The following is a 21,019-nucleotide window of genomic DNA, read 5'->3' as shown; positions in this document are numbered from 1 at the left end:
ACGCGGCTGTTGTCGCGTCGGCTGCCGAATAGGCGCGAGGTTCCCAGTCGAGAAGCCGTGATTACTTGCGACCTTCGTGCTGCCAGTGGCCGGTGACTTCTTCGCCGGTCTTGGAGAGGTGCACGTGCTGGTCGACATGATCGACCCAGGCGACTGGGATGAAGTGATGATGATCGCCGTCGGGCGAGCTCTGTTTGGTGAGCTTTATCTTATCGCTACCCTCCAGATGGTCGACCTTGCCTACGGTCTTCTTGTCCGACGAAATCACGTCCATGTGCTCTTTGATCTGCGATGTGTCCCGCATGGGGTATCCTCCAGTGAGTGGAAGGATGCAACGCCCCCGTACCGGGAAGGTTGCTCTCGCGCGGCTGAAGGATGGCCCATAGGAAATATGATTACCGGCGTGACGGCTGATTGTTGCGACGACGAATTCACGCCGCCGGGGCTCCGCCGGTATGGAGAGCCGAACGACAGGTTGAAGATGCCTCCCATCGCCCGCGGACGAGCGACCATGTCGAATATCGACAGCGCTATGCAAGGCAGTGACGGCTTTCTCAAGTCGCTCATTGAGCTCTAATGAGCACGTCCATCATTTCCTGAATGACCGACATGATTCGGGCATTTGCCGCATAGGCATTCTGAAGCTGGATCAGGTTCGACATCTCCGAGTCCAGGTTGACGCTGGAGGTCGAATTGAACTTGGCCTGGAGCGTCGAGACGACGACGTTCTGGCCCTGCTGAAGCTGGGTCGCCTGCGTCGCGGCGTTGCCCTGGACGCTCAGGAACTGCTGGAGGTAGCTCGAGATGCTGCCGGTAAATGGCTGGCTCGACGAGCCCAGACCGGTCTGCGACGAGTAGGAGTACACCGCCGTCGTGAGCTGCGAGTAGAGATAGTCCGAGCGAGTGGTGTCGCCTGCGGGCGTCACCGGCGAGGTGTTGTAGACCGACAACTTGCTCGGATCGGTGACCAGTTGCGTGTTGACGGCGATGCGGCCGGCAAGGCCGGTCATCTGCGAGCCCGAGGCCATCATCGCACCTGTATAGAGAGCCTGCCCGCCGTCGGTGAACAGCGGCAGTTGCGGATTGCCCGAGCTCAGCGATGTGATCGTTTTGGTGATCGAGGCCGAGTTGACTTTGGCAAGGCCGGTGTTTTCGTCGGTGACCCGGAGCGTCATCGCCGGCGCCGGCGAGGGGGCCGCGGCGAATGTCAGACGCGTGTTTGGCAGTGCGGTGTTGAGCGCCGCCGCGATCACACTTATGCCGCTGGAGAAGTTCACGCCGATCTGGAACGGGTTGGCATTGGTGGCGTTCGGCAGCGGCAGCGCCGCAGGATCGGTCACGTTGACGAGGGTGACCTGGCGCTGGGTGTTGGTGACCGTGTCCGTGTAGGTGATGTTGACCGTGTTGCCCGGTTGCGCGCCGGAGAGGTCGAGGTCGAACCCGGTGGGCGGGCCGGGGACGGTGCTGCCGGCCGTCGTCTTGTCGGACAGCGCGCTCGACATCGTCGCGGCGAGCTGGTCGATCTGGGTCTGCGCCTGCACCAACGTCTCGTCGCGCAGCTTGAGATCGGCCGCCATCTGACCTGAGGATACCACGTTGTTGGCGACCACGTCGATCATCGAGCCGTTCGGCAGTTTGACGTTGAGTGCGCCGACGCCGGACTTGGTCGGATCGATGTTGTAGAGCGAGGTCGCCGAGAGGGCACCGGCAGATGCAAACGTGAATTGCGAGGCGAGACCCGCACCGACCAGTTGGATACCCGTCGTTGTGTAGATGTTGGCCTGGTTCGAGCCGTCGGTGGTGACGCGGAGGTCGACATATTTCGACAGCGTGTTGATGGCCTGATCGCGCTGATCCATAAGTGTCGCGGCGGACGGATCGTTAGCCGACAGGCCCTGCAGCTTGGTGTTGATGTCGGCGATCTGCTTCATCGCCACGTTCGCCGCCTGCGCCGAATTGCCGAGATCCTGCTCGACATTGGAGCGCAGCGACTGGATACCCTTGGTGGTGACGTTGAGCTGCCGCGCCAGCGCCTGCGCCGCGCCGAGCACGACGTTCTGCGCCGACGACGAGCCGGCGCTGGTCGACAGCGCCTGCAGCGACGTGGTGAAGTTGTTCAGCGCGGTTTCGAGCGTGCCGCTGTTGCCGGGCGTGCCATACACATTCTGAAGCTGCTTTAGGATGCTCGCCATCTGGTCGGCGTAGCCGCTTCCGCCGGTCTCGGTGCGGAGCTGGTTCAGCACATAGGTGTCGAGTTCCCGGCTGACGCCGGTCGTCATCGCGGTCGAGCCGAAGTCGCCGGTGGTGACCTCGATCTGGTTCGGCGTCTGGGCGACGTAGCCTGGCGTCTGCGAGTTCGCGACGTTCGATGAGACGATCGAGAGCGCGGCCTGATTGGCACGCAGACCGCTCATCGCACTGGCAAGGGCAGAATTTAGGCTCATGGTGAAGCTCGTTCTTGATCGAAGCAACGGGCGCGAGGCGTGTTGCGAAGTTCGCAAGAACTATGCCAACGATCAGAACCTCCGAAACGCAGCAAAGTCAGTAGTTTTCTGCAATAACTGCAAGCTCGCTCGCGGAGCGGGGTAACAATTGCCTGAGAGTCTCATGCAAATAATACAGGAGTGAATCGCGCTTTCGCGCGCGCGCGTCGGATTTCGTCGATGCATCGGTGATGCTCCGCTGTGTCCGGATGTCGAAGCGATGATCAAAAGTTCGATTTGACAGAAATCTACATGAGCAACGAGCGCTGATCGCGTCAACTTGTCGCTGCATTCCGCATGTTTACCAAGCGTTAACCAAGGTGGGCAAAATCTGCCTAGTCAGAAAAGTGGAAGCATTCAAGCGGGAAGGAACGTCGGTGGCGATCAATGATATTTCCACTCTCGCTGCGCTTCGTACAAAAATGGATTGGCACCAGCAGCGCCAGCGGGTGCTGGCGCAGAATGTGTCAAACTCCGACACTCCCAACTTCAAGCCGACTGATCTGGTCGAACCGAAAATTGGCGCCAAGGGTCAGGCCACGGGTCAGACGTTTGCGCTGGCTCTGATGCGTACCAACTCGTCCCACCAACTTCCTTCGGGTGGTGGGAGTTCTTCTGAAACAAAGCCGGGTGGCTACCAGACACGTCCCGCGGGAAACGCTGTGAGCCTTGAGGAAGAGATGCAGAAGTCGGCCGCTAACCAAATGGACTACGCGGCCGCAACGGCCCTGTACAGCCGGAGTCTGGGTCTTCTCAAGACCGCGCTGGGCAAGCGCTGACAAGACATCATCTTATATGCGCTCCGATTTTCTCAATCTCTCGCTCCAACCGCACATTGAGACACGAAAAACCCGCGTTTGCTGAACGCAGCAATGTGGCGCGATACGAGACTGGGGGGCCCAGTCTCGGCCTCGGTCCGCTTGCGAGGAAGGGTGCCCTCATTCGCCTCCTTCGTGCTGCCGGTGGCTACCGACTTCGTCGCCGGTCTTGGAGAGGTGCACGTGCTGGTCGACATGATCGACCCAGGACACCGGAATCATGGTGGTCGCCGTCAGGCGAACTGTGCTTCGTCAAGTTGATCTTTGTCGGGCCCTTCCGGGTGATCGACTTTTCCGACGGCTTCTTTGTCGATGGAATGACGTCCATGCGTGCCTTGATCTGCGTGGCGTCCAGCATCGCGCGTCCCCCTTAGTTGAAAACGCGAAACGCGCGAACCGAAGCAAGGTTGCTCGCCGTCCAGGGTCACCAGTCCATCGTTTAGTCGTGCGTAATTTGGTCGCAACCGGGCGCCTCCGTAGGAGGGAACGTCACGATGACGTGTGACTTGGGTAACGACTGATGACAGAGGGACTTGGAACATGAAGAAGCTTGGTCTTTTGGTATTCGGCTTGGCCGTTTCGTTCGCATTGCCTGCCTCGGCGGAGACGGTGATCGTCAAGAAGGGGGGACATCATGGTGGATACGGCGCGCGGGCCGAGATGCGCGGTCCCCATGGGGCCGGCATGCGTTATGGTGGCGATATGCATCGGGGGATGAGAATGCACGGCAACAGGACGGTGGTGATCAAGCGAGGCCACCACCGCTATTGAGGAAGCTCCGCGGAACGTACGGCTGGGGATGTCCTCCTCCAACAATCCGGCTGATGGTCGCTCGAATGCAGCGACGCGAATACGAAGGCCGCCTCCTGGGGCGGCCTTTTGGTTTATACTGTCGAAAGGCCTTCGTTGGCGTCGGGATCTGCGCTCGGAATCCAAAACACGCCTCGTCGGAGAGAACAGTCGTTAGGGCGCTTCCGATGTCATTTCCAGCGCCAGGACTGTGTTGGCTGAAACCGCGCTTGCAAGCCCCGTTTACGCCGACACGATCCAGCGTTGGCAATAGACGGTTCGCGTTGTCCGTGATGGGCCGTCAGAATTGCGAGCGGACGCGCACGCCGAAAATCGACGCCGGACCGCGGTCGCGGTTGTAGGCCGGGTTGACGACGAGCTGGTAGTCCAGCGTTGCGCGCCACGACCACAGTGGGAAGCTGTAGTAGGTTTCGATGATCTTCTCGGGGCCGGCGTTCGGCAGGCGTCCGTCTCCGACGAGAATGCCGAGACCGCCCGCATCGAGGTAAGTGCGGCGCGCTTGCGAGATGCCGTTCAACACGCCGGCGAATCCGAACGTGTCGTTAGGTCTGTTCCAGGAAGATCCCGCCAGCGACAGGCCGGCGGCAACCGTCGTATCGATGTCGGTGAATTCATAGGACTCCTTGGATCCGTCGGCGACGCCGGCCCTAGCGAAGACGCCGAGCTCCTTCGTGACCTCTTGCTCCAGGTTGACGCTGATGCCGGCCCGGCTTTGGTAGCGCCGGACCAGGGCGGTGTCCGCGGCTGTGCCCGTCGCCTGCGCGAGCGCCACGGCCTCGTCGAAGCGCCCCATGCGCCCGCGTGTCAGGAATCCCGTAACCGCGACCTTGCCCGGCTTGCCCCAGATCTCATGGCGATGTTCGATCTCGCCGACCCACTGGAATTGGGAGAACGTCGGATCCAGCTCGGTGCTGTTGGGAACGGTCGACAGATCGAACAAGCCGCCGCGGAATGTCCAGTCGCCCTTGTACCACTCGACGGCGGCGCCGTAGGTGAAGCCCCAAGCATCGGCGGCGTAGTCGAACGTGCCGGTGTCCACGATCGACCAGTTCATGAAATCCTTGCGCGGGTCGTGGGCATATTTGTTGGTGTCGAAGACGTCGGTGACAGCGAATTTTCCCACCGTCAGGACCAAGCGGTCGGCGCTCTGCGTGCCGGCGAACTGGTTGATGTCGGCATCGACCTTCTTGGTATCACCGCCGAGGTCGAACGTCTGACGGAAGAAGGCGCGGGGAATGCGGGCGTAGGGCGCAGCGGATCCGACCTTGTAGGCCTCGCCGCTCGGAAATCCGGCCACACCCAAGGTCGAGCTCAGGCCGAACCCCTGATCGATCTCCGGGTTGACCCAGAATTCTCCGCCGGCCCAAGGCCTGAAGCCGGCGTAGAGCGTCACGTCCCAGGTCTGTCGGGTCTGGTTCGGAATGAGGCTGTTCGTGCCGGTGTAGGGAGAGCGGAACGGTGGCGCGTACTGCTGCAGATAGGTCGTCTGCCCATGGATGCTGAACTGGTCGGTTTCGAAGGGCGTCAAGCCGTCCTCGAGAACCTTCTGCCCATTTTGACCGAAGCGGTAGTTGAGGCCGAGGCGGGCGGTCTGCACCGCGAGATCCGAGGACAGATGCTGCGTGCCGCCGAACGCTTTCTCTTTCGTCCCGAAGTCCGTGTAGAGATATTCGAACCGCGCCGACCAGTTTGCCGACAGGGCGACTTCGGCGCCGGCGCCCCAAGCGGAGCCGAGCCGAGTGAACCCGATCTTGTCTCCCGGGGTGCCGTCGAGCGGGTCGAGCGTCGCCTGGTCGTAGCTCCATGCGAAGCCGCCCGTGGCGTAGAACAACCAGGACCTCGACGCGTATCCCAGGCGGGCCCTCAGCGTTCCCGATGTCAGGACAGTTTCCTTCAGGGCCGCCGGCCCTTGAGCGCCGACGACCGAAGTTGTCCCGGAGATCGTATTGGGAAAGGTGAGGTCGCCTTCGATGCCGAGGAGCACGTGGGACGGCAGCACGTAGTTATAGCCGGCGCCCAGTCCGAGAGCGTAGGAGCCGGTTCCTTTGAACGCGTTGAGGGAGTTCGTCAGGTCGATCGATCCGGACGACGGAGCCAGTCCCGGGGCGCCGAAAGCGTACTGCGAGGACCCGACGCCATAGGCGAAATGGCCGCCGACGAAGGGGCCGCTCCAGTCGACGGCCTGGCCGGGCCGGACTTCGCCGAGTTCGGCTGAAAGTCCCTTGGCGGCCGGAACGGCCGCCAGGATCATGCCGATGATGACCTTCTTCATCGCGTCGAGCGTCCGCCTCTTCATACCGCTTTCGATACGGCGGCGGCCGCTTGGCAACAATTTGAATCTAGCCTGCACGCCGCCAATCCTGTCGCTGAATTGACCAGGCGTGCATTCGCCGCGAAATGTTTCACAGCGACCCTGCAGCACCCGCGGTTGTGCATACCCGTTTAGGACCCCGCCCAGTCGCAAGCGACCTCGAACGCTCGACGCCGCGAGGGCAGGTGATGGAGCGCGATGGTGGACGACACGCATCTGGAGATGACCCAGTGAACCCATCCAGCCTTATTGCGAATAGTTCTTAGTTGCAAGAAGTGCTATTGGACAGGTAATCGTTTAACACTGTCGACGTGATGGAATTGCAACAGTTGTTGGAGGCGCTGCGCCCAGTGCCCGCGGTGAGCGCGATCGAGGTGGATATCGGTGCCGACCTCCGGATCGTGTTTCGGCGCCTGCGTGGGCCTCTAAGTTCTTCTGGAGATCGAATCGCTCTGCCGGGTTACCGGTCTTCTCCGGCGGAGGTCCGGGGCGTGGCGCGGGGGAGTTGCCTCGCGCGCCGTCCGATGCCTCTCTCGTCGGCAGAAACGGGGGTCTCAGCAGGGGTCGACAAGGAGATGGGTGGTGGCTTCACCATCGAGTATTCCAGACCGCCCCGCGGCCGGACATGGTGACCCGTTCTCGGTGGCCGAATTGGAAAGCAAGACGCCTTAGCTTCACATACCTCCGGACACCACCAAACGGGCCCGAATCCCGCCGGGGCGGTCGACGAGACCGTTAGGGGGAATTGTCTGGCACAAGCGCCATCACGACCGCTGAGCGGCGACGGGGATGGCGGTCCTTGACTTTCTGTCGGCTGGGTCGCTTGGCCGCCGTGTCGAAAAGCGGAGAACGATCTCACGCCCGACTCGATGCGAGTGCTGAATTAGCTGGCGCAGCCAACGCCCGAAGAGCCCCGCCCGGGGGCGCTGCCGCGCTCCGGAGCGATCCGCGTCGTGAGTCGCTTGAGGTTCGCAAGCAATTGGCCCCGGACCTCGCCTTCGTCCACGGCCCATAGATCGGCGAGAATCGGCTCGGCCTTGGCGACGTCCCAAGGAAACAGGGAGCGCCCCTCGACCTGTGCGAAGGGACCGTCCGTCTCGGTCAGTATCCTGTCGCGGGGCATTTCGGCAACCAGGCCGCGTCCTCTCTCGCCGGCGAGCATCGCCGGGCCGACGCTGAACCAGCAACCCTGATCGACCGCGCGTTTGAGCTCGCGGCGCGTCCCGGAAAACCAATGCAGAACGGCGACGCCTGCATCGGACCGCGACGCGAGCGCATCGAGAACGGGCCCGGCGGCCCGCCTGCTGTGTATCGTCATGATGCGGCCTCCGACCGCCCCGCACATCCGAAGGATTTCGTCAAAGACGTGGCGCTGCGTTTCCCAGGTCGCCTTCAGTTCTGGGCCGCCATCCAGACCGATCTCGCCGACATACCGTGATCGCGGGAGCAACTCCTCGAAGAGCCCGAGTTCGCCCCGGCGTTCCTGCGCGATCTGAGGATGCAATCCGATCGCGGTACGGATGCGCGCCGCATCCTTCGCCAAGGCGGCTGTTCCCGACCAGGCCGAGGGCGTCGTCGTCACCGACAGGACGAAAAGGTCGCGCTCGATGCACTCCTTCGTTGTCGCGACCGGATCCGGATAAAGATCTAGATGGGCATGAAGGTCGATCACTTGACACCGTATTTCACGTGCAAGGCGCCGAGTTCGGCAAGTCCCCGTCGTAGCATATCCTTCAGCGCGTCGCGCTCCTCGATCCCCTGCCACGAAAGGGCTCCGCCAAGCCAATCGTCGAACCCCGCGCCCTTTGAGGCCGCCAGCGCCATGCCGACCGAGCGGACGTCGTCGAAGCCGGCGTGATCCGGATCGTCCCGACCGAGATGTTCGTAGACGTAGTCGGTCGGATCGTCTTCGCCCCAAGCGAGGAAGGCCGCTCTGCGGACCTGACACGGCACGCACCGCCCGCAATGGCGGTAGTTGTAGCGCTGAAAGCGGCCGCAACTCGTCGAGTTCGCCGCCAGCGTGCGCAGCAAGTCCTGGTCCGCGCACGTCTTCAGCATCTCGCCCTTGGTCGTGTATCCATAAGGAGTGTGGATACTCACGCCCAGGTTCGCGGCGTCGAGAACGTCCTGGAACCTTGAGAGGAAGTAAGGGTGGGCCGTACGGGTGCTCAAACTTCCGATGCGGCTTCCCGTCAGCGGCGGGTTGATGGCGATGAAGCCGTTTTCGCAGACGTAGAGCGGCAAGCAGCCGCCGGGACGATATGGCTTGAGCGCCGTGGCGACGAGAACCCCGAAGGCAAGGAAGATGATCGAGCGCGCCCGCTGGGAGGTATCTTCGGTGCCCGGAACGGCCGCGTTGTCGTTCAACTGGAAGTGGCGCAGACCGCCGCCGATCAACGACGCGAACCTGATCTGTTTTTCTCCATCGCCCCGGACTGTCTTGCTGATGGCGACGGGTCGCTGTCCGGACGCCGCAAGGTCGATGGCGCCGCTCAAGCTGTCTAGCCCACCCGACAGGAGCACGACGCTGCCTTCGGGCGGTCGGAAAACTTCCGCCGGCGGCTGCGGCGCTGCACCGCCGGCGATGAAACGGAATTGCCATCGGTCGGTCGTGAGAAACGTCAACGCGTCGGCGAGGAGGTCCGCGGACTTGTTCCAGAATGCCGGTTCGGCGACCGCGACTTCCATCTCGAACTCGCGTGTCCAGCCGTCCGGACTTAGGCTACGTCGTCCCGCTGCATCAGCCGCCATGACGGACATCGCGATGGACAGCAGATCCCACGCCCTGCGGTTCGGAGCCAGACGCGCTCTGCGAATTTCGTTGCGCACGGCCGCACCGGCGCTGCCGCGATCATCAGCCCCAGGCTGGCCGTAGAGGACGACCCTGAGCGTGCCTTTCTCCTTTAGCCGACGCACCTCGGCCGGCGCGCAAAGCAACTTCACTCTTCGTACCCCTCGAAGACCTCGAACGTCTCGCGCAACGCAGCCTGGACGACGCGCGCGACGCGTCCGGCGGTGAGCCTGCGTCCCTGTTCCTTGAGTTTGCGGAAGGAGGCGGCCACAGTCTCGGCGATATACGACCGCATCTGTTTCAGTCGAGCCAGCGCGACGGTCGCGGTGGGCGCTCTCTCCAGCAACGTCTTGCCGACATCCAGCTCGAAGCGTCGTGCCACGTCGATGGCCGTGAATTTCTCGATGACGAACTCGCGTTCAGGATCGGACAGATCGAGGAGATCGGCGTCCGGGTATTCCGTCAGCAATTCGGACATCGCGTCGTGGATGGACGCACGTTCGGCTTCCGCATCCTGAGTCCCGTCGATCGGTCTGACGGCCTCGATGATCGCGCTCGCGATCTCTTCGGTCGACCGGCCAGCGAGCGCGGCCGCATCGACGGGAGCGTTTGCATCCCCCTGCGCCGTGGAATAGAGGGCATGGCCGAGCGATCCCGCCGTTTGAGCGGTGCCGCCGAACCGCTGCGTCGCGAAATTCGATCCCCCGTAGCCATTGCGGACGTAGTGTCCGAGCCCGCGTCTAAGGTCGCGGCCGTCCCCGGATCGCGCGAAATTGCCCAAGCTCGAGCGAACGCCGCCGAACCGTCGTTCGGGTGCCAACGGCGCCGGCTGCAGGCTTGGCGGTGGCGCAGCGGGAGGCGGGGGCAGGGCGCCATCGGCCGGAGGAGCGTCCGGCGGAACGTCCGGAGATCCGGGCTGGGGTACGGGTGGGACGGGATCCTGTGGGGCGGCCGGCGTCCAGGGAGGGACCAACGGCACGCCTGGGCCGGGACCGTCACTAGATTGCGACGTTCCCATGCTCTCTCGTCTTTCTGATCGCCGTCTTCACCGGGCGCGAAACGTCAGGAGACGAATTCCATGCATCGAGGACACTTCTCGACCATGGACGGTCGCCGACCTTCGGCACGATGTTCGGTTGGATCTGTTGCGAAGGGCGGTCCGCGAGGAATGCAGCGAGACGGGCTCCTTGTGGTGGGTCGGCATCTGCGAGAGCGATGCAGGCGTTGAGGATAGGCGGGACACCCCAGTCCTGCTCCTTTCTGGCGCGCTCGAGCAGGCGATCCATCATCACCGTGACTTCGATACGCGAGACCCGGGTCAGCCTGTCCTTGAGCTGGTGGGCCATGTCGGGGTGCTCGAGCAGGGCCGTGAGCAACTCGGCCGCCTCCGACGACAGGCGGTCTTCGGGCGTGATAAGCGGCGCCTGCTCGCGGCCGACGTAGAGCGCGCCGCGCAGGTCGTGGTCGTGAAGGGGCGGCGAGAGCGCCAACCATTCCTTCACGAAGGGAGCGTTCCACGGCGCCTTCAGATCGAGATCGCGCCCCGCTGTCGCCGCGTCTTCCCATTCTTGGAGGAACGTAGGCTTTCCCTCACCCGAGGCGCTGACGTTCTTGACCAGTTCGGCATACGCTGCGGTGTCGCCGATGCGCTCGAAAAGCAACAGCTTAGCGAGCACCGCTTCGTCGACGCCAACGCCCTGCGCTTTCGAGATCGTCATCCGGATCGAGAGCGCGTTCAGGAAGCGCTTGATCAGCCGCGGATTTCCCAGAATCCCCGACGCCGTCGTCATGAGCGAGGCGAGCCTCTCGGCCGTGTCGAATTGACCGACAAGATGCTCGGGCAACTTCACGCCAAGCGATTGGACGAAGGCCCGGTCGACCTTCTTTCCCTGCCACGTCCGCTTGAGCTGGCCAATCATGCCAGCGCGGATCTTCTCCTTGTCGTCGTCGGACAACTCGCTGTTGTCCACGAACAGGAGCATCATGTAGGCGCGGACCTCCTGGGTCCCGAGCTGCGGCACCCGAATGGGAACTTGGATGAGCTTGTCGAAGTAGTTGGTGACCAGCAGGTCGTCGCTGACCCCGACGAAGTGCTTCCGGACGGCGTGCTTGATCATGTCGTTGTCGGCCGCGATCACGAAGGCGGTGTTCTTGAGGAACAGAAAGAGGCGGATCGCCTCCAGGGTCGAGATCGTGGTCTCCGGCAAGCATCGGTCGAGATCGTCGATCAGGACGACCAAAGTTATCCCGAGCTCCTCGAGCGCTTGTTCGAACGCGTCGCGCAGCGCCTGAATCTCCTTCGGCGGTGACGTTTCCTCCTTCGGGTTCAGCAGTTCGCCACCTTCCTGCGCCGCGTCCGCCGCAGCTTTCTTGGCGGCTTCGCCGGTTTCCTTCCCGACCCCTTCGGACCAGACCTTCTTGGCGAGCTCGAAGATCTCGCCGACCGCGCCGACCGGGGGCACCCCGAAATAGATCGAGGCGGCCGAGGTCGCTGCGAGTTTCGCGGCCCGGAGCCATTTCACGCGCTTGGCAAGGGACGCGACCTTATCGAGTGCCGTCTGTCGGCTCTCCGCTTCCTTCGCGAGCTTGTCAGCGATCACATCCATCAACGCAGCACGCGCGTCGTCATAGCCCTGGTAGAGCCAGGCATTGAACTCGACGAAGACGTACTTGTCGGCGGCCTTCTTCCCGCTCTCGTCCTTCCTGGCGGCGATCGCCGAGCGGGTGAGCTTGATCATCGAGGATTTGCCGATGCCCCAGGCGCCAGACACGCCGATCGAGATCGGGCGTCCCTTGGCCTGCACAATGATCTCGGCCACGGTTTCGGCGACGCCGGAGAAGTTCAGGAAGTCCCGCTCGGTCTCGTTATCGGGCCACATCGGCAATCTCTCGCCTGAAAAAGCTTTTGGAATCGAAATATCTGTTGCGCGAGCAGAGGAAAGGCACCGAGCGCTGCGTTGTTACGTTCCGTTCTCCGAAAGTGCAACCCAGACCTTCTTCTTACGTCCTATGGTTGCTGCTCTGCACACGCGCTTCAAGTCTCCATCGCTTCGGCCATTATCGCGAAAGTGACCTGCAGGACGCTGCAAAGAGGCGGGGATGCGGCCGACGGCCCCGCCGGGACCACTGCGACGAAACTCCTAGGCAATCGCCGCCGAAGTGGTAACCATCTCCGATCCGCTTCGGTTTGCGCCCTTTTTTGTTGCCCACTGCTTGTTTATATTCTGAGGTCCACACGACGGTCGGAAAAGCGGGCGGAGAGGCGCTCCACGCGATGGGCGATGGGCTAAATGAAGGCATAGTTGGCGACACCGCGAAGCTGATGATGCATCGGCTGATCGTGCGGATGCTTCGCCGCGACCCGTCATTGGTCGAGAAGGCGAAGTTGGCTCATGAGCGCCAAGCCAGTCAGTTCGCCGGCTGGCCCTTCGTGCGCGAGTGGCAGGAACTGCTTGCGCTACCGCCCAAGGAACTAGCCTCTAAACTCATCAGCCGCGACCGCGAGATGGTGCGGCTGCGTAATACCTCGCCGTTCTGGCTCGCCGAGGGAGTCGATTTTGGCGACTACCATGCCCGTGTCCGCTTGAGGAAGGCGGCGAGACGGATCGTCAAACGCAGCCTGTCTGCGCAGCCTGACTTCCTTGTTCCGGGAGGTCCTTGATGGCCGAAGATCGCGGCATACGGACTTTGGATGACCTTCTCCGGGTCGTCCGAGCCTTGGCCTTCGAATTCAACACGGACAACGTCTTCGTCGTCGGCAGCCAAGCCATTCTGGCATCGATGCCCGATGCGCCTGAGCCGGCAAGGGCATCGCCGGAGATCGACGCTTTCCCGGAGAACGCTAAGATCTGGGAGCTGGAAGAGAATGCCAAGTCGCCGGGCGGTGATCCGAACGTTGCGTCGGAGCACATCGACGGCTTGTTCGGTGTGAGCAGCCAATTCCACCGTACTCACGGCTTCTACATCGACGGCGTCGACGAGACGACGGCCAAACTGCCGGCGGGCTGGCAGGTTCGCGCGATCAAAGTAAGGACCGAAGTCGCAGGACGAAGCGTGTACGGCATAGCGCCGGCTCCGGAGGATTTGATCGCCTCCAAACTTGCGCGACTGGATGACAGGGACAAGCAATTCGTCGAGGCGATTCATGCGCAACGCCCGCTTGACCTTGACCTCGTCGAACGGCGGATCCATGAGACAAATCTGGATCCGGCACTCCAGCAACGAGCGATTGCCTATATCAGAAGTTTGAGGCCCGAGAAAAAGCCGGAAGCAGCAAAGTTGCCATAGGTCATCGCGGTTCAAGGGGAGGGCGAAGGGATCAAGTGCCCTACATCTTCCCGATCTTTAGCGTCACGGCGGCAGCCGATGGCAATAGCAACGGAGTGCCTGGCTCGATGGCAGGGGCCGTCAATGTATCTTTCGATACCTCCAACGATCTTTTGCGCCGCTCCCCATCGCAATCGAGATGATCTAACTGGGCGAAACGGAAGCAGTCGAGGCAGCCGACACCGGCGTTTTGTCGGAGCGGCCGGACCGGTGGCCCCAAGGAACATCTTCATGCTCGCGATCGTAGTTTGCGTCTGGCATCCGGAGACCGACGAGCTTCTCTTTGAGGGTGCGAGCACGTCCTTGAGCGTCCCGAACGTTCGCGACATCGTCGGGCCGTGCTTTCCGGAAGATCCCGAAATAATGACAGCGCACCCTGTGCCTGTTGTGCATGGGCGCGCGCTTCTTCACTTAATGGGAAAGAGCTTCGACGGTGATGGCGAGTTTCAGGTTTCCTGCGAGCCTCTAAGGTTCGCCGAGGTCTCTCGGTTGTCGAACTAGCGGCCCGAAACAATTTCTCGGCAGGGCCCCGCCATTGCGGCGCTGTCGGGTGTACTGCGCGCGACCACTCGCTCGATCGACGTCAGCTATCCAAAACCTCCCCATCCGCGTGCTTCGCTACCCAAACATCTTGGATGACGGAAGGGCGATTGATGCCTTGCTTCTTCAATTCCGGCTCAGGAACGCTTTGCAGGAAAGTGAGCGAGTAGACTCGATGATTCCCGTCCAGGATACTTAGGCCCGTTTCTATCGGCATGGTGACAGGCACGCGGGGGAACTGTCCTTTCACCGCCAGGTAGCTCACGCAAGATTCAAAGCGCTTCTTGCTGTTGTCGCCGCCATATCCATTCTCGATTCCAAGGACCAACGCCTCGAACATGGAATTCATGATCTTGCGGGAATTAAGCGACAGCTCGTCGAAGCTACAGTCGTGCGACACCTTCGTCCACGTGACCTTCTTCCACCACGATACCGGCTTCACGATGATGTACTGCCACCGATGGCCGTTGAAGGGGACCGGTGGGGGCCAGCCCATGCCCTCCTGGGTCGCTAAGTTCAATAGCCATTGATCCACCACGTCGTCCGGCCAATCCGGCAGGTCAGCTTTGATGTCGGCAAGCGCGACCAAGAGCGTCTCCTCAAGCGTTCAGGCGGGCCCGGTCGATTGTGCTGTCGACTCCACCTGCGGATAGTAGCGTTTGAAGTCGTCATGGCTCGCCAGTGCGCTTGGGCGATATGCGCCGACGCCAGCACATTGCCTGACTTCCGGCAGGTCGAAGCGCGTCCGTACGGTCGGATGTACCGGCGCCTGGTGGTTGATCTCGCGGACTTCGACTTCCCAGTTCCTGGTGCCGACGAGGTTTTGCAGCCATCGCCATTTCGGCAGACTGGCGGCGTAGGCGTCGAGCGTGTCGCGCATGCCCGCGATCTCGCAATGCTGAACGCCGTTCGCGCCGGGGAAGACGTTCAGTGCCGGTCCGTTGTCACCAGTCTTCGGCATCCTGATCCCGTCCACGTAGATCGGCCCGGTCATCAAGCCGTCCGGGATGGACGTAGCCTGCTCGCACATCCAGGCGAGGGCGATATCCGACAAACGCGATTCCGGTTCGGGATAGGATCCGCCGATATCCGAGTGGTTGCCTGCGAACCAGAGCTGGATGAGACGCGGAACACCCGGAGTCGCGGGGTGCACAGACGGCTCGGTGCCGCCCCAGCCGACCCGGGCGAAATCCTTGCGCGTCTCGTCGATTGCGTTCGCCGAGCGCGCAAAACGTACATGTTTGCTGAGAAGGCGATCGAAGTTCTTGCCTGTCCACTCGGCGGTATGAGAGCGCGGCGGATCGCCCTTGTTCGGGAAGTCGTAGATGGTCTTGAGATTGACCGTCCGCTGCCGTTTCCAGAACCAGATGACGGCAATCAGCATCGCCAGATGCGTGACCAGCCACGCCGGCACGATGAAGCCCCATAGCAGGCCGGCCTCCGAGACGATGGCCGTCAGCGCACCGAGGATCGCGGCCGGAACGAGCGAAGCGAAGAAGGCGAGGGCAGCGACGCCGAGAGTTAGGCCGGCCTGGATCATCCGGCGTCGCGGACCGCTGGCGCCGAGGGCTGCGACCGTATCGAACACGCCGACGAAATATGCCGCGGCGTTGGCATCCGAGCCGTCGCCGGAGCCGTACTTGGTCTGAAATCGCCGCGCCAGTTCGAGCCTCTCCGCCTCGAACTGCTCCCGCGGGTGGCCAGCGCCGTGTTCCAGCACGGTATCCACGGCCTCCCAAGCGATGTCCTTCACGGCCTTGCGGTAGCGCATCAATGGGCCGGCCGGCGTCTTTGTGGGGACGCCGCAAAGCATCAGCAGGTTCGCCAGGCTTCGGACGGTGTAGGCGCCCCGGCTGAACCCGAAGAGGAATATCCGGTCACCGTCTTCGTAGTGGTTGACGACGAATTCGTAGCAGTCGGCGATGTTGCGCTTGATGCCGTCGCCCGCGATGGACCCGAGCATCTTCTGGACAAAGCGTACCGGAGCGGTGAGGGCGGTCGCGCCGATATCCGTCCCAAGGCCGGCGTCGTAGAAGACCACTTGCTTGGACGGATCAATGGCCGTGTCCGCATGGTCGCGGCTCACACGGTACATTTTGAAGATATTGCTGATGCGCTGCTCCGGACGCGCCCCGCCGTCTTGGCCGGTTCCGTCGGAGTAGACGACGATATTCTTGCTCATCCTGAACCTGTCCATCCGCTGCGAGGACGATCTCCACCCGGAGCAATCCTAGTTCCCCGATCATGCCGCTTGTCGGCTGAAAAACCAAGAACACCGAGTGAACAAAGCTGGTTCCAGATGATTAAAACTTGAACAATATCATATATATAGCGTGATAAAATTAATCTGGTAGCACATCTTGCGTGGCCAAATTGCCATCATATCTTCTTAAGTGCGCCCGTCCGATCTGCAATCGGTCAAGGAGCCGCGACCGATCTTTCGATCGTTGAATCAGGGGGATGGGAATGGTAGTTAAAGCATCACTTTTCAAAGTCGACAACGGCGACATGGTGTTGTTCGAGACCGAGTCCGGTCGTCGGATCCTGACCGACATCAACATCCGGGAGGCGGCCGACGACGAGGACGACGACACCCCCAACGTCGGGAAACAGATCCGGAACAAGCTCGATCGGGACGATAAGGGGAGGCTGTTCGTCGATGGCTTCCTGAACACCCATCCGGACGCCGATCACATCCGGGGCCTGGTCAAGCACTTCCATCTCGGCGACCCGTCGACCTGGGTGAAGGCCGACGACAAGATCATCATCCGTGAAATGTGGTCCTCGCCGATCGTGTTCCGCCGGGCGAAGGCGAAGGATGAGGATCACGTCCTTTGCGCCGACGCCGAGGCTTGGCGCGACGAGGCCCGCCGCCGCGCCAACAGGTTCAAAAAGGAACGGACCGCCGAGGACGGCAACCGCATCCTGATCCTGGGCGAGGACGTCGACGGCAAGACCGATGACCTGACGGAAATCCTGGTGAAGGTCGACGAGGTGTTCTCGAAGATCTGCGGCGTTCAGGACACTTCCTTCGAGGCGCGGCTGCTGGCGCCGATGCCTGCCGACGACGAAGCGGAGGAGGAGGTTCTGACGAAGAACAACTCCAGCGTCATCATGCGTCTGGACCTGAAGGTGTCCAAGGTCACCCGCGGGCGCTTCCTTCTCGGCGGCGACGCCGAGGTCGCGATCTGGGACCGCATCTGGGAGCGCAACAAGAAGTGGCCCGAGCGTCTGCAGTACGACGTTCTGATCGCTCCGCACCACTGTTCGTGGCACAGCCTTTCCTACGATAGCTGGTCCGAAAAGGGCGAGAAAGCCAAGGTGTCCGAGCCCGCCCGGAGCGCCCTCGGGCAACCGCTGGATGGCGCGCTGATCGTGGCCAGCAGCAAGACCATCAAGGACGACAAGAACGATCCGCCGTGCATCCGTGCGAAGCGCGAATACATCGATATCCTCGATCCCGTGAAGGGCGAATTCAAGTGCGTCGCCGACAGTCCGGGCGACGATCCGCTGGCGATCGAGGTCACTTCGGCCGGACCGCGCGTCAAGCGCGCTGCGGTCGCCGTCAGCGTCGCCGCCGGCACCGGTATCGGAAGCCAGCCGCTCGCCCACGGATGAGCCGATATGGCGGCGATCTCCGCGGCAGACGACATTCCCATACCCGTCCGACGGGCGCTGCGCCTGATCGAGGCTCACCCGTCCGTCGAACGGGTGACCGCCGAACGGATCGAAGGAAACGACGCCATCCGGGCCATCGTGGAGATCCGGACCGAACTCCCGAACGCATGGAGGGCTGCGGGCGAGAGCCCGTCGGGCGTCCGCGCGGTCGAGCCCGTGACGTTCATCTTCACGGCAGGATATCCCTTGAGGGCGCCGCTTATCCGCCTCCGCACGGACTTCAATCGCAGTCATCCGCACATTCAGCCCTCGAGGAATGGCGGTCCACCTGAACCGTGTCTCGTCGCCGGTTCGCCGCGTGAGGTTCTGCGCGTTCGCGGAATAGGTGGCCTTTTCGAGCAACTGGTCGACTGGCTGGACAAGGCTGCGATGGCGCAGCTGATCGATCCGGAGCACGGCTGGGAGCCGGTGCGGCGTGACGGGATCGACGACGTGATCGTCGCGGATCCGACCTGGTTGACGGGTCTGCCCACCAGAGAGGGCGGCTGCTCGGTCTTCCCGGCGTGGTACTACGCTTACCGCGAAGCAACTTTGTCTACCTACCGGATCGGCATCCCGCGCGCCGCTCCGGTACCGCTGGGGCCGCGGTTCGCCGGCGAATGGCGATATGCGCCTGTCGGCGATGACGGGCAAACCGGCAACGCTCACGCACTGATCGCGTGGTCCGGTAAACTCCCGACCGGTCGGCCGTTCGTGGCGGATCGCTATCTTCCGGAAACGGTCACGACGATTGACGAGCTCTTGAAGCGGGCGGCCGAACTAGGCTGCCGCGAATTCCTGGAGCCGAAGCTCGGAATCCTGCAGGAGCGGGTTTCGCAATCGAAATTGAAGGAGAAGCAGCCGATAGCCGTCATTCTGTTGGCGCGACGCCCGTTCGAGGTGATCGGCACGACTTCGCCGATCGAGATATGCCCCTACGTCGTGGAATTGCGCGGCGGCGAGGCGCTCTCGTCAGGCAGCGGCAAGCTGGTCAGGACCGCCACGCACCGAGATGAGATATCACCCGAATTGCTGCGACGCGCTGCGGGCGACGACGGGCAGGCGCTGCGTCCGTGGACGCTCCTCGGCTGCGGAAGCATCGGATCCAAACTCGCAGTTCATCTCGCCAGGTCCGGACGGGGACCCGCGGCCCTCATCGACGACGGCATCCTGCAACCTCACAATTTCGCGCGCTACGCCACGCTTCCCTCCGACACGAAAGTCGAAAGCTTCTGGTCCATTCCAAAGGCGCACTACCTGGCCGAGGCACTCGCGACCCTCAAGCAGCCGACGGTGCCGCACGTAGTGGACGTCGTCGCGCGCGCATTCGATGATCAATCGATCGCCCCTTTGGTCGCCCGAGACAGCTTTGCCGTCGTCAATACGACCGGCTCCGCAAGCGTGCGCGAGGCGCTGGTCTTGCCTGGAGTCACGATCGACCGGCCCCGGGTGGTCGAGGCATGCATGCTGGGCATCGGAAGCGTCGGCCTGATGTCGGTGGAGGGACCGGCGGCCAACCCGTCGGCGACCGATCTGATCTGCGAGGCCTATCGCCTGATCCATTCGGATCCCACCCTCAGGAACGAGGTCTTCAACACGAAGGCCGAAGCGATCGCGATCGGTCAGGGCTGCGCGGCCATCACGATGCCGCTGTCGGACGGTCGCTTGTCCTCGTTCGCGGCGCCGATGTCCGAGCATATTCGCCGGCTCCAACGCGACGGTCTTCCCGAGACCGGCGAGGTGCTGGTCGGCAGTTTGGCGGCCGATGGGCTGAACCAGATATGGCATCGCAAGGATATCCGGCCGCGCATCGTCGTAGGCGACGGCACGGACAGCGTCGTGCGCCTTAGTCCCGAGGTCGACGACACGATCCGGCGAGAGGTCGCTGCGCGCCGTGGCTCGGAGACGGGCGGCATCATCGTCGGCCGATATTCGGACGTCGCCAACGTCTTCCACGTCGTCGGCACGATGCCCGCGCCGCCCGACAGCAAATTCTCGCGCGACGAGTTCGTGCTCGGTACCGAGGGACTGAGGCCCATGCTGGAAGATCTGATCGAAGGATCTGGCGGCGCGCTCTACGCGCTCGGGACCTGGCACAATCATCTCGTCCCCAGTGGCCCGTCCAGGAAGGACGTGAAGACCGCCGCTCTGCTTTCGATACGCCAGTATTTTCCGTTGCTGATGCTGATCCACACGCCGGCTGGATATGTCCATTTCACCGCTGAAGCCTTATCCGGAGCCGGCAGCTCACACAGCGCCGTGGTCAAGGTGGCAAGATGAAGAATCCGAGATCTCCAGACCCGTCGCCGGCCAGCGCCCATGACTGCACAGAGGCGATCCGATGATCGATATTTCGAAGCTCTTCGATCCCTATTCACGACAGGCTCGCCTGTTTCCGGGCTTACTCACGCTGTTTCCGATCATCCTCACTGCGATCGCGTGGTTTCCCCGGCTGGTCACCTCGAGCTGGGGCGCCACGCTGGTGACCATCGCGACGTCCTGCGGGCTCCTGTATGGCTTGAGCGTCCTGAGCAGATCGCGCGGCAAGAAGGTGGAGAAGCGTCTCCTGGCTGAATGGGGAGGTTGGCCATCGACGATCTGGCTGCGCCATAGGGAAGAACATCTTCCGCCGCCGGTGTTGGCCCGATACCACGCGTTCTTCGCGAAGAACGTGCCGTTGTTCGTTACGCCAAGCCCGGAGCAGGAGAGGGCGGATCCGAAGGCCGCGGACGCCATGTACGCATCGGGGGTGAAGTGGCTTCAGGAACGTTGCCGTGGGAAAGCCTATCCGCTCGTCGAGAAGGAGAATGCCGAATATGGCTTTCGCCGGAACCTGCGCGGATTGAAACCGATCGGGGTCGCTGCCTGCTTGGCGGCTCTTCTGATTTCAGTTCTCACCGTCGTCTGGCGCTACGACAACATCATCCCAGCCGTGTCCAGTTTCTCGATGTCGTCACTTCCCACGGCGTTGGCGGCCATTAAGCCCGCAGCGATCGGAGCGATCTGCGTCGATCTGGTCGCATTGACGGCCTGGTTTACCGTCGTACGCGACGATTGGGTTCGGGACGCCGGCGATCAGTTCGCGCGGGCCCTGCTGGCGTGCTGCGACACGCTTGAGGTGCCGGCTGCCGCCCAGCCCGCGGCGGCCTCATCCGCAAAACGTACGCGGCGGGCATCGACCGCGACCGGCGAAACCAGGTCCCGGCGGGCTCGCTCGGAAGGTGAGGAATCATGATCTCCGACGCGAGGAGGAGATGCATCTCCTCGCGTCGATCCATCGGCT

At 62.5% G+C, this 21,019-nt stretch carries 16 protein-coding genes and 1 pseudogene; 7 read left to right on the top strand and 10 right to left on the bottom strand.

Annotated features, from left to right (window positions below):
- Positions 1-61: 61 nt before the first annotated feature.
- Both AC3WLX_RS01505 and flgK read right to left on the bottom strand, forming a co-directional pair.
- Positions 62-304 (bottom strand): DUF2171 domain-containing protein, encoded by a 243-nt coding sequence (locus tag AC3WLX_RS01505; protein ID WP_028136437.1) that lies wholly within the window; start codon positions 302-304, stop codon positions 62-64.
- Between the two features lie 259 nt (positions 305-563).
- A complete protein-coding gene (gene flgK, locus AC3WLX_RS01500) occupies positions 564-2,444 on the bottom strand; it encodes a flagellar hook-associated protein FlgK (protein ID WP_028136435.1) in 1,881 nt (626 codons plus the stop codon).
- A gap of 416 nt (positions 2,445-2,860) precedes the next feature.
- On the opposite strand from flgK, the gene flgB reads away from it, so the two are divergent.
- Positions 2,861-3,262, top strand: a complete 402-nt coding sequence (gene flgB / locus AC3WLX_RS01495; RefSeq protein ID WP_151650756.1) for a flagellar basal body rod protein FlgB — start codon at positions 2,861-2,863, stop codon at positions 3,260-3,262.
- 159 nt (positions 3,263-3,421) lie between these two features.
- On the opposite strand, the pseudogene AC3WLX_RS01490 reads toward flgB, so the two are convergent.
- Positions 3,422-3,659: pseudogene (locus AC3WLX_RS01490) on the bottom strand (DUF2171 domain-containing protein).
- Between the two features lie 182 nt (positions 3,660-3,841).
- Between AC3WLX_RS01490 and AC3WLX_RS01485 the strand changes: the two are divergent.
- Entirely contained in the window at positions 3,842-4,072 is a 231-nt protein-coding gene (locus AC3WLX_RS01485) for a hypothetical protein (RefSeq protein ID WP_028136434.1), read from the top strand.
- 319 nt (positions 4,073-4,391) lie between these two features.
- Here the strand turns inward: AC3WLX_RS01485 and AC3WLX_RS01480 are convergent, their stop codons facing one another.
- From AC3WLX_RS01480 to AC3WLX_RS01460, 5 genes are all read right to left on the bottom strand, one after another.
- On the bottom strand, positions 4,392-6,407 hold the full coding sequence (locus AC3WLX_RS01480) for a carbohydrate porin (RefSeq protein WP_151650755.1): 2,016 nt from the start codon (positions 6,405-6,407) through the stop codon (positions 4,392-4,394).
- A gap of 898 nt (positions 6,408-7,305) precedes the next feature.
- The gene (qatD, locus tag AC3WLX_RS01475) at positions 7,306-8,094 is read right to left on the bottom strand and encodes a Qat anti-phage system TatD family nuclease QatD (RefSeq protein ID WP_049820119.1); all 789 of its coding nucleotides are present in this window, start codon (positions 8,092-8,094) and stop codon (positions 7,306-7,308) included.
- Positions 8,091-9,365, bottom strand: a complete 1,275-nt coding sequence (gene qatC, locus AC3WLX_RS01470; protein WP_028136432.1) for a Qat anti-phage system QueC-like protein QatC — start codon at positions 9,363-9,365, stop codon at positions 8,091-8,093. Before qatC ends, qatD begins: the two co-directional genes overlap by 4 nt.
- The gene (gene qatB / locus AC3WLX_RS01465; protein WP_244626175.1) at positions 9,362-9,994 is read right to left on the bottom strand and encodes a Qat anti-phage system associated protein QatB; all 633 of its coding nucleotides are present in this window, start codon (positions 9,992-9,994) and stop codon (positions 9,362-9,364) included. Before qatB ends, qatC begins: the two co-directional genes overlap by 4 nt.
- 217 nt (positions 9,995-10,211) lie before the next feature.
- A complete protein-coding gene (locus AC3WLX_RS01460) occupies positions 10,212-12,092 on the bottom strand; it encodes a KAP family P-loop NTPase fold protein (protein ID WP_028136430.1) in 1,881 nt (626 codons plus the stop codon).
- A gap of 395 nt (positions 12,093-12,487) precedes the next feature.
- Here AC3WLX_RS01460 and AC3WLX_RS01455 point away from each other — a divergent pair, with 395 nt between their 5' ends.
- Positions 12,488-12,874 (top strand): hypothetical protein, encoded by a 387-nt coding sequence (locus tag AC3WLX_RS01455; RefSeq protein ID WP_028136429.1) that lies wholly within the window; start codon positions 12,488-12,490, stop codon positions 12,872-12,874.
- Positions 12,874-13,500, top strand: a complete 627-nt coding sequence (locus AC3WLX_RS01450) for a DUF6036 family nucleotidyltransferase (RefSeq protein ID WP_049820117.1) — start codon at positions 12,874-12,876, stop codon at positions 13,498-13,500. The genes AC3WLX_RS01455 and AC3WLX_RS01450 overlap by 1 nt, the downstream gene beginning before the upstream one ends.
- 622 nt (positions 13,501-14,122) lie before the next feature.
- Here the strand turns inward: AC3WLX_RS01450 and AC3WLX_RS01445 are convergent.
- Complete coding sequence (locus AC3WLX_RS01445; protein WP_028136427.1) at positions 14,123-14,668, bottom strand: hypothetical protein; 546 nt, start codon at positions 14,666-14,668, stop codon at positions 14,123-14,125.
- A gap of 18 nt (positions 14,669-14,686) precedes the next feature.
- Positions 14,687-16,261, bottom strand: coding sequence for a phospholipase effector Tle1 domain-containing protein (locus AC3WLX_RS01440; protein ID WP_028136426.1), 1,575 nt, complete (start codon positions 16,259-16,261; stop codon positions 14,687-14,689).
- A gap of 284 nt (positions 16,262-16,545) precedes the next feature.
- On the opposite strand from AC3WLX_RS01440, the gene mblB reads away from it, so the two are divergent.
- The 3 genes from mblB (at position 16,546) to AC3WLX_RS01425 (ending at position 20,971) form a co-directional block, all read left to right on the top strand.
- Positions 16,546-17,697, top strand: coding sequence for an anti-phage 6A-MBL system MBL-fold protein (gene mblB, locus AC3WLX_RS01435; protein ID WP_028136425.1), 1,152 nt, complete (start codon positions 16,546-16,548; stop codon positions 17,695-17,697).
- 6 nt (positions 17,698-17,703) lie between these two features.
- Complete coding sequence (gene cap2-3 / locus AC3WLX_RS01430; RefSeq protein WP_049820115.1) at positions 17,704-20,016, top strand: anti-phage 6A-MBL system cap2_3 protein; 2,313 nt, start codon at positions 17,704-17,706, stop codon at positions 20,014-20,016.
- A 61-nt stretch (positions 20,017-20,077) separates the two neighbouring features.
- Complete coding sequence (locus AC3WLX_RS01425; RefSeq protein WP_028136423.1) at positions 20,078-20,971, top strand: hypothetical protein; 894 nt, start codon at positions 20,078-20,080, stop codon at positions 20,969-20,971.
- Positions 20,972-21,019 lie beyond the last annotated feature (48 nt).

This window comes from Bradyrhizobium sp. FW305-F6 (assembly GCF_058782905.1).
This window is presented reverse-complemented; position numbering and strand designations above follow the sequence as displayed.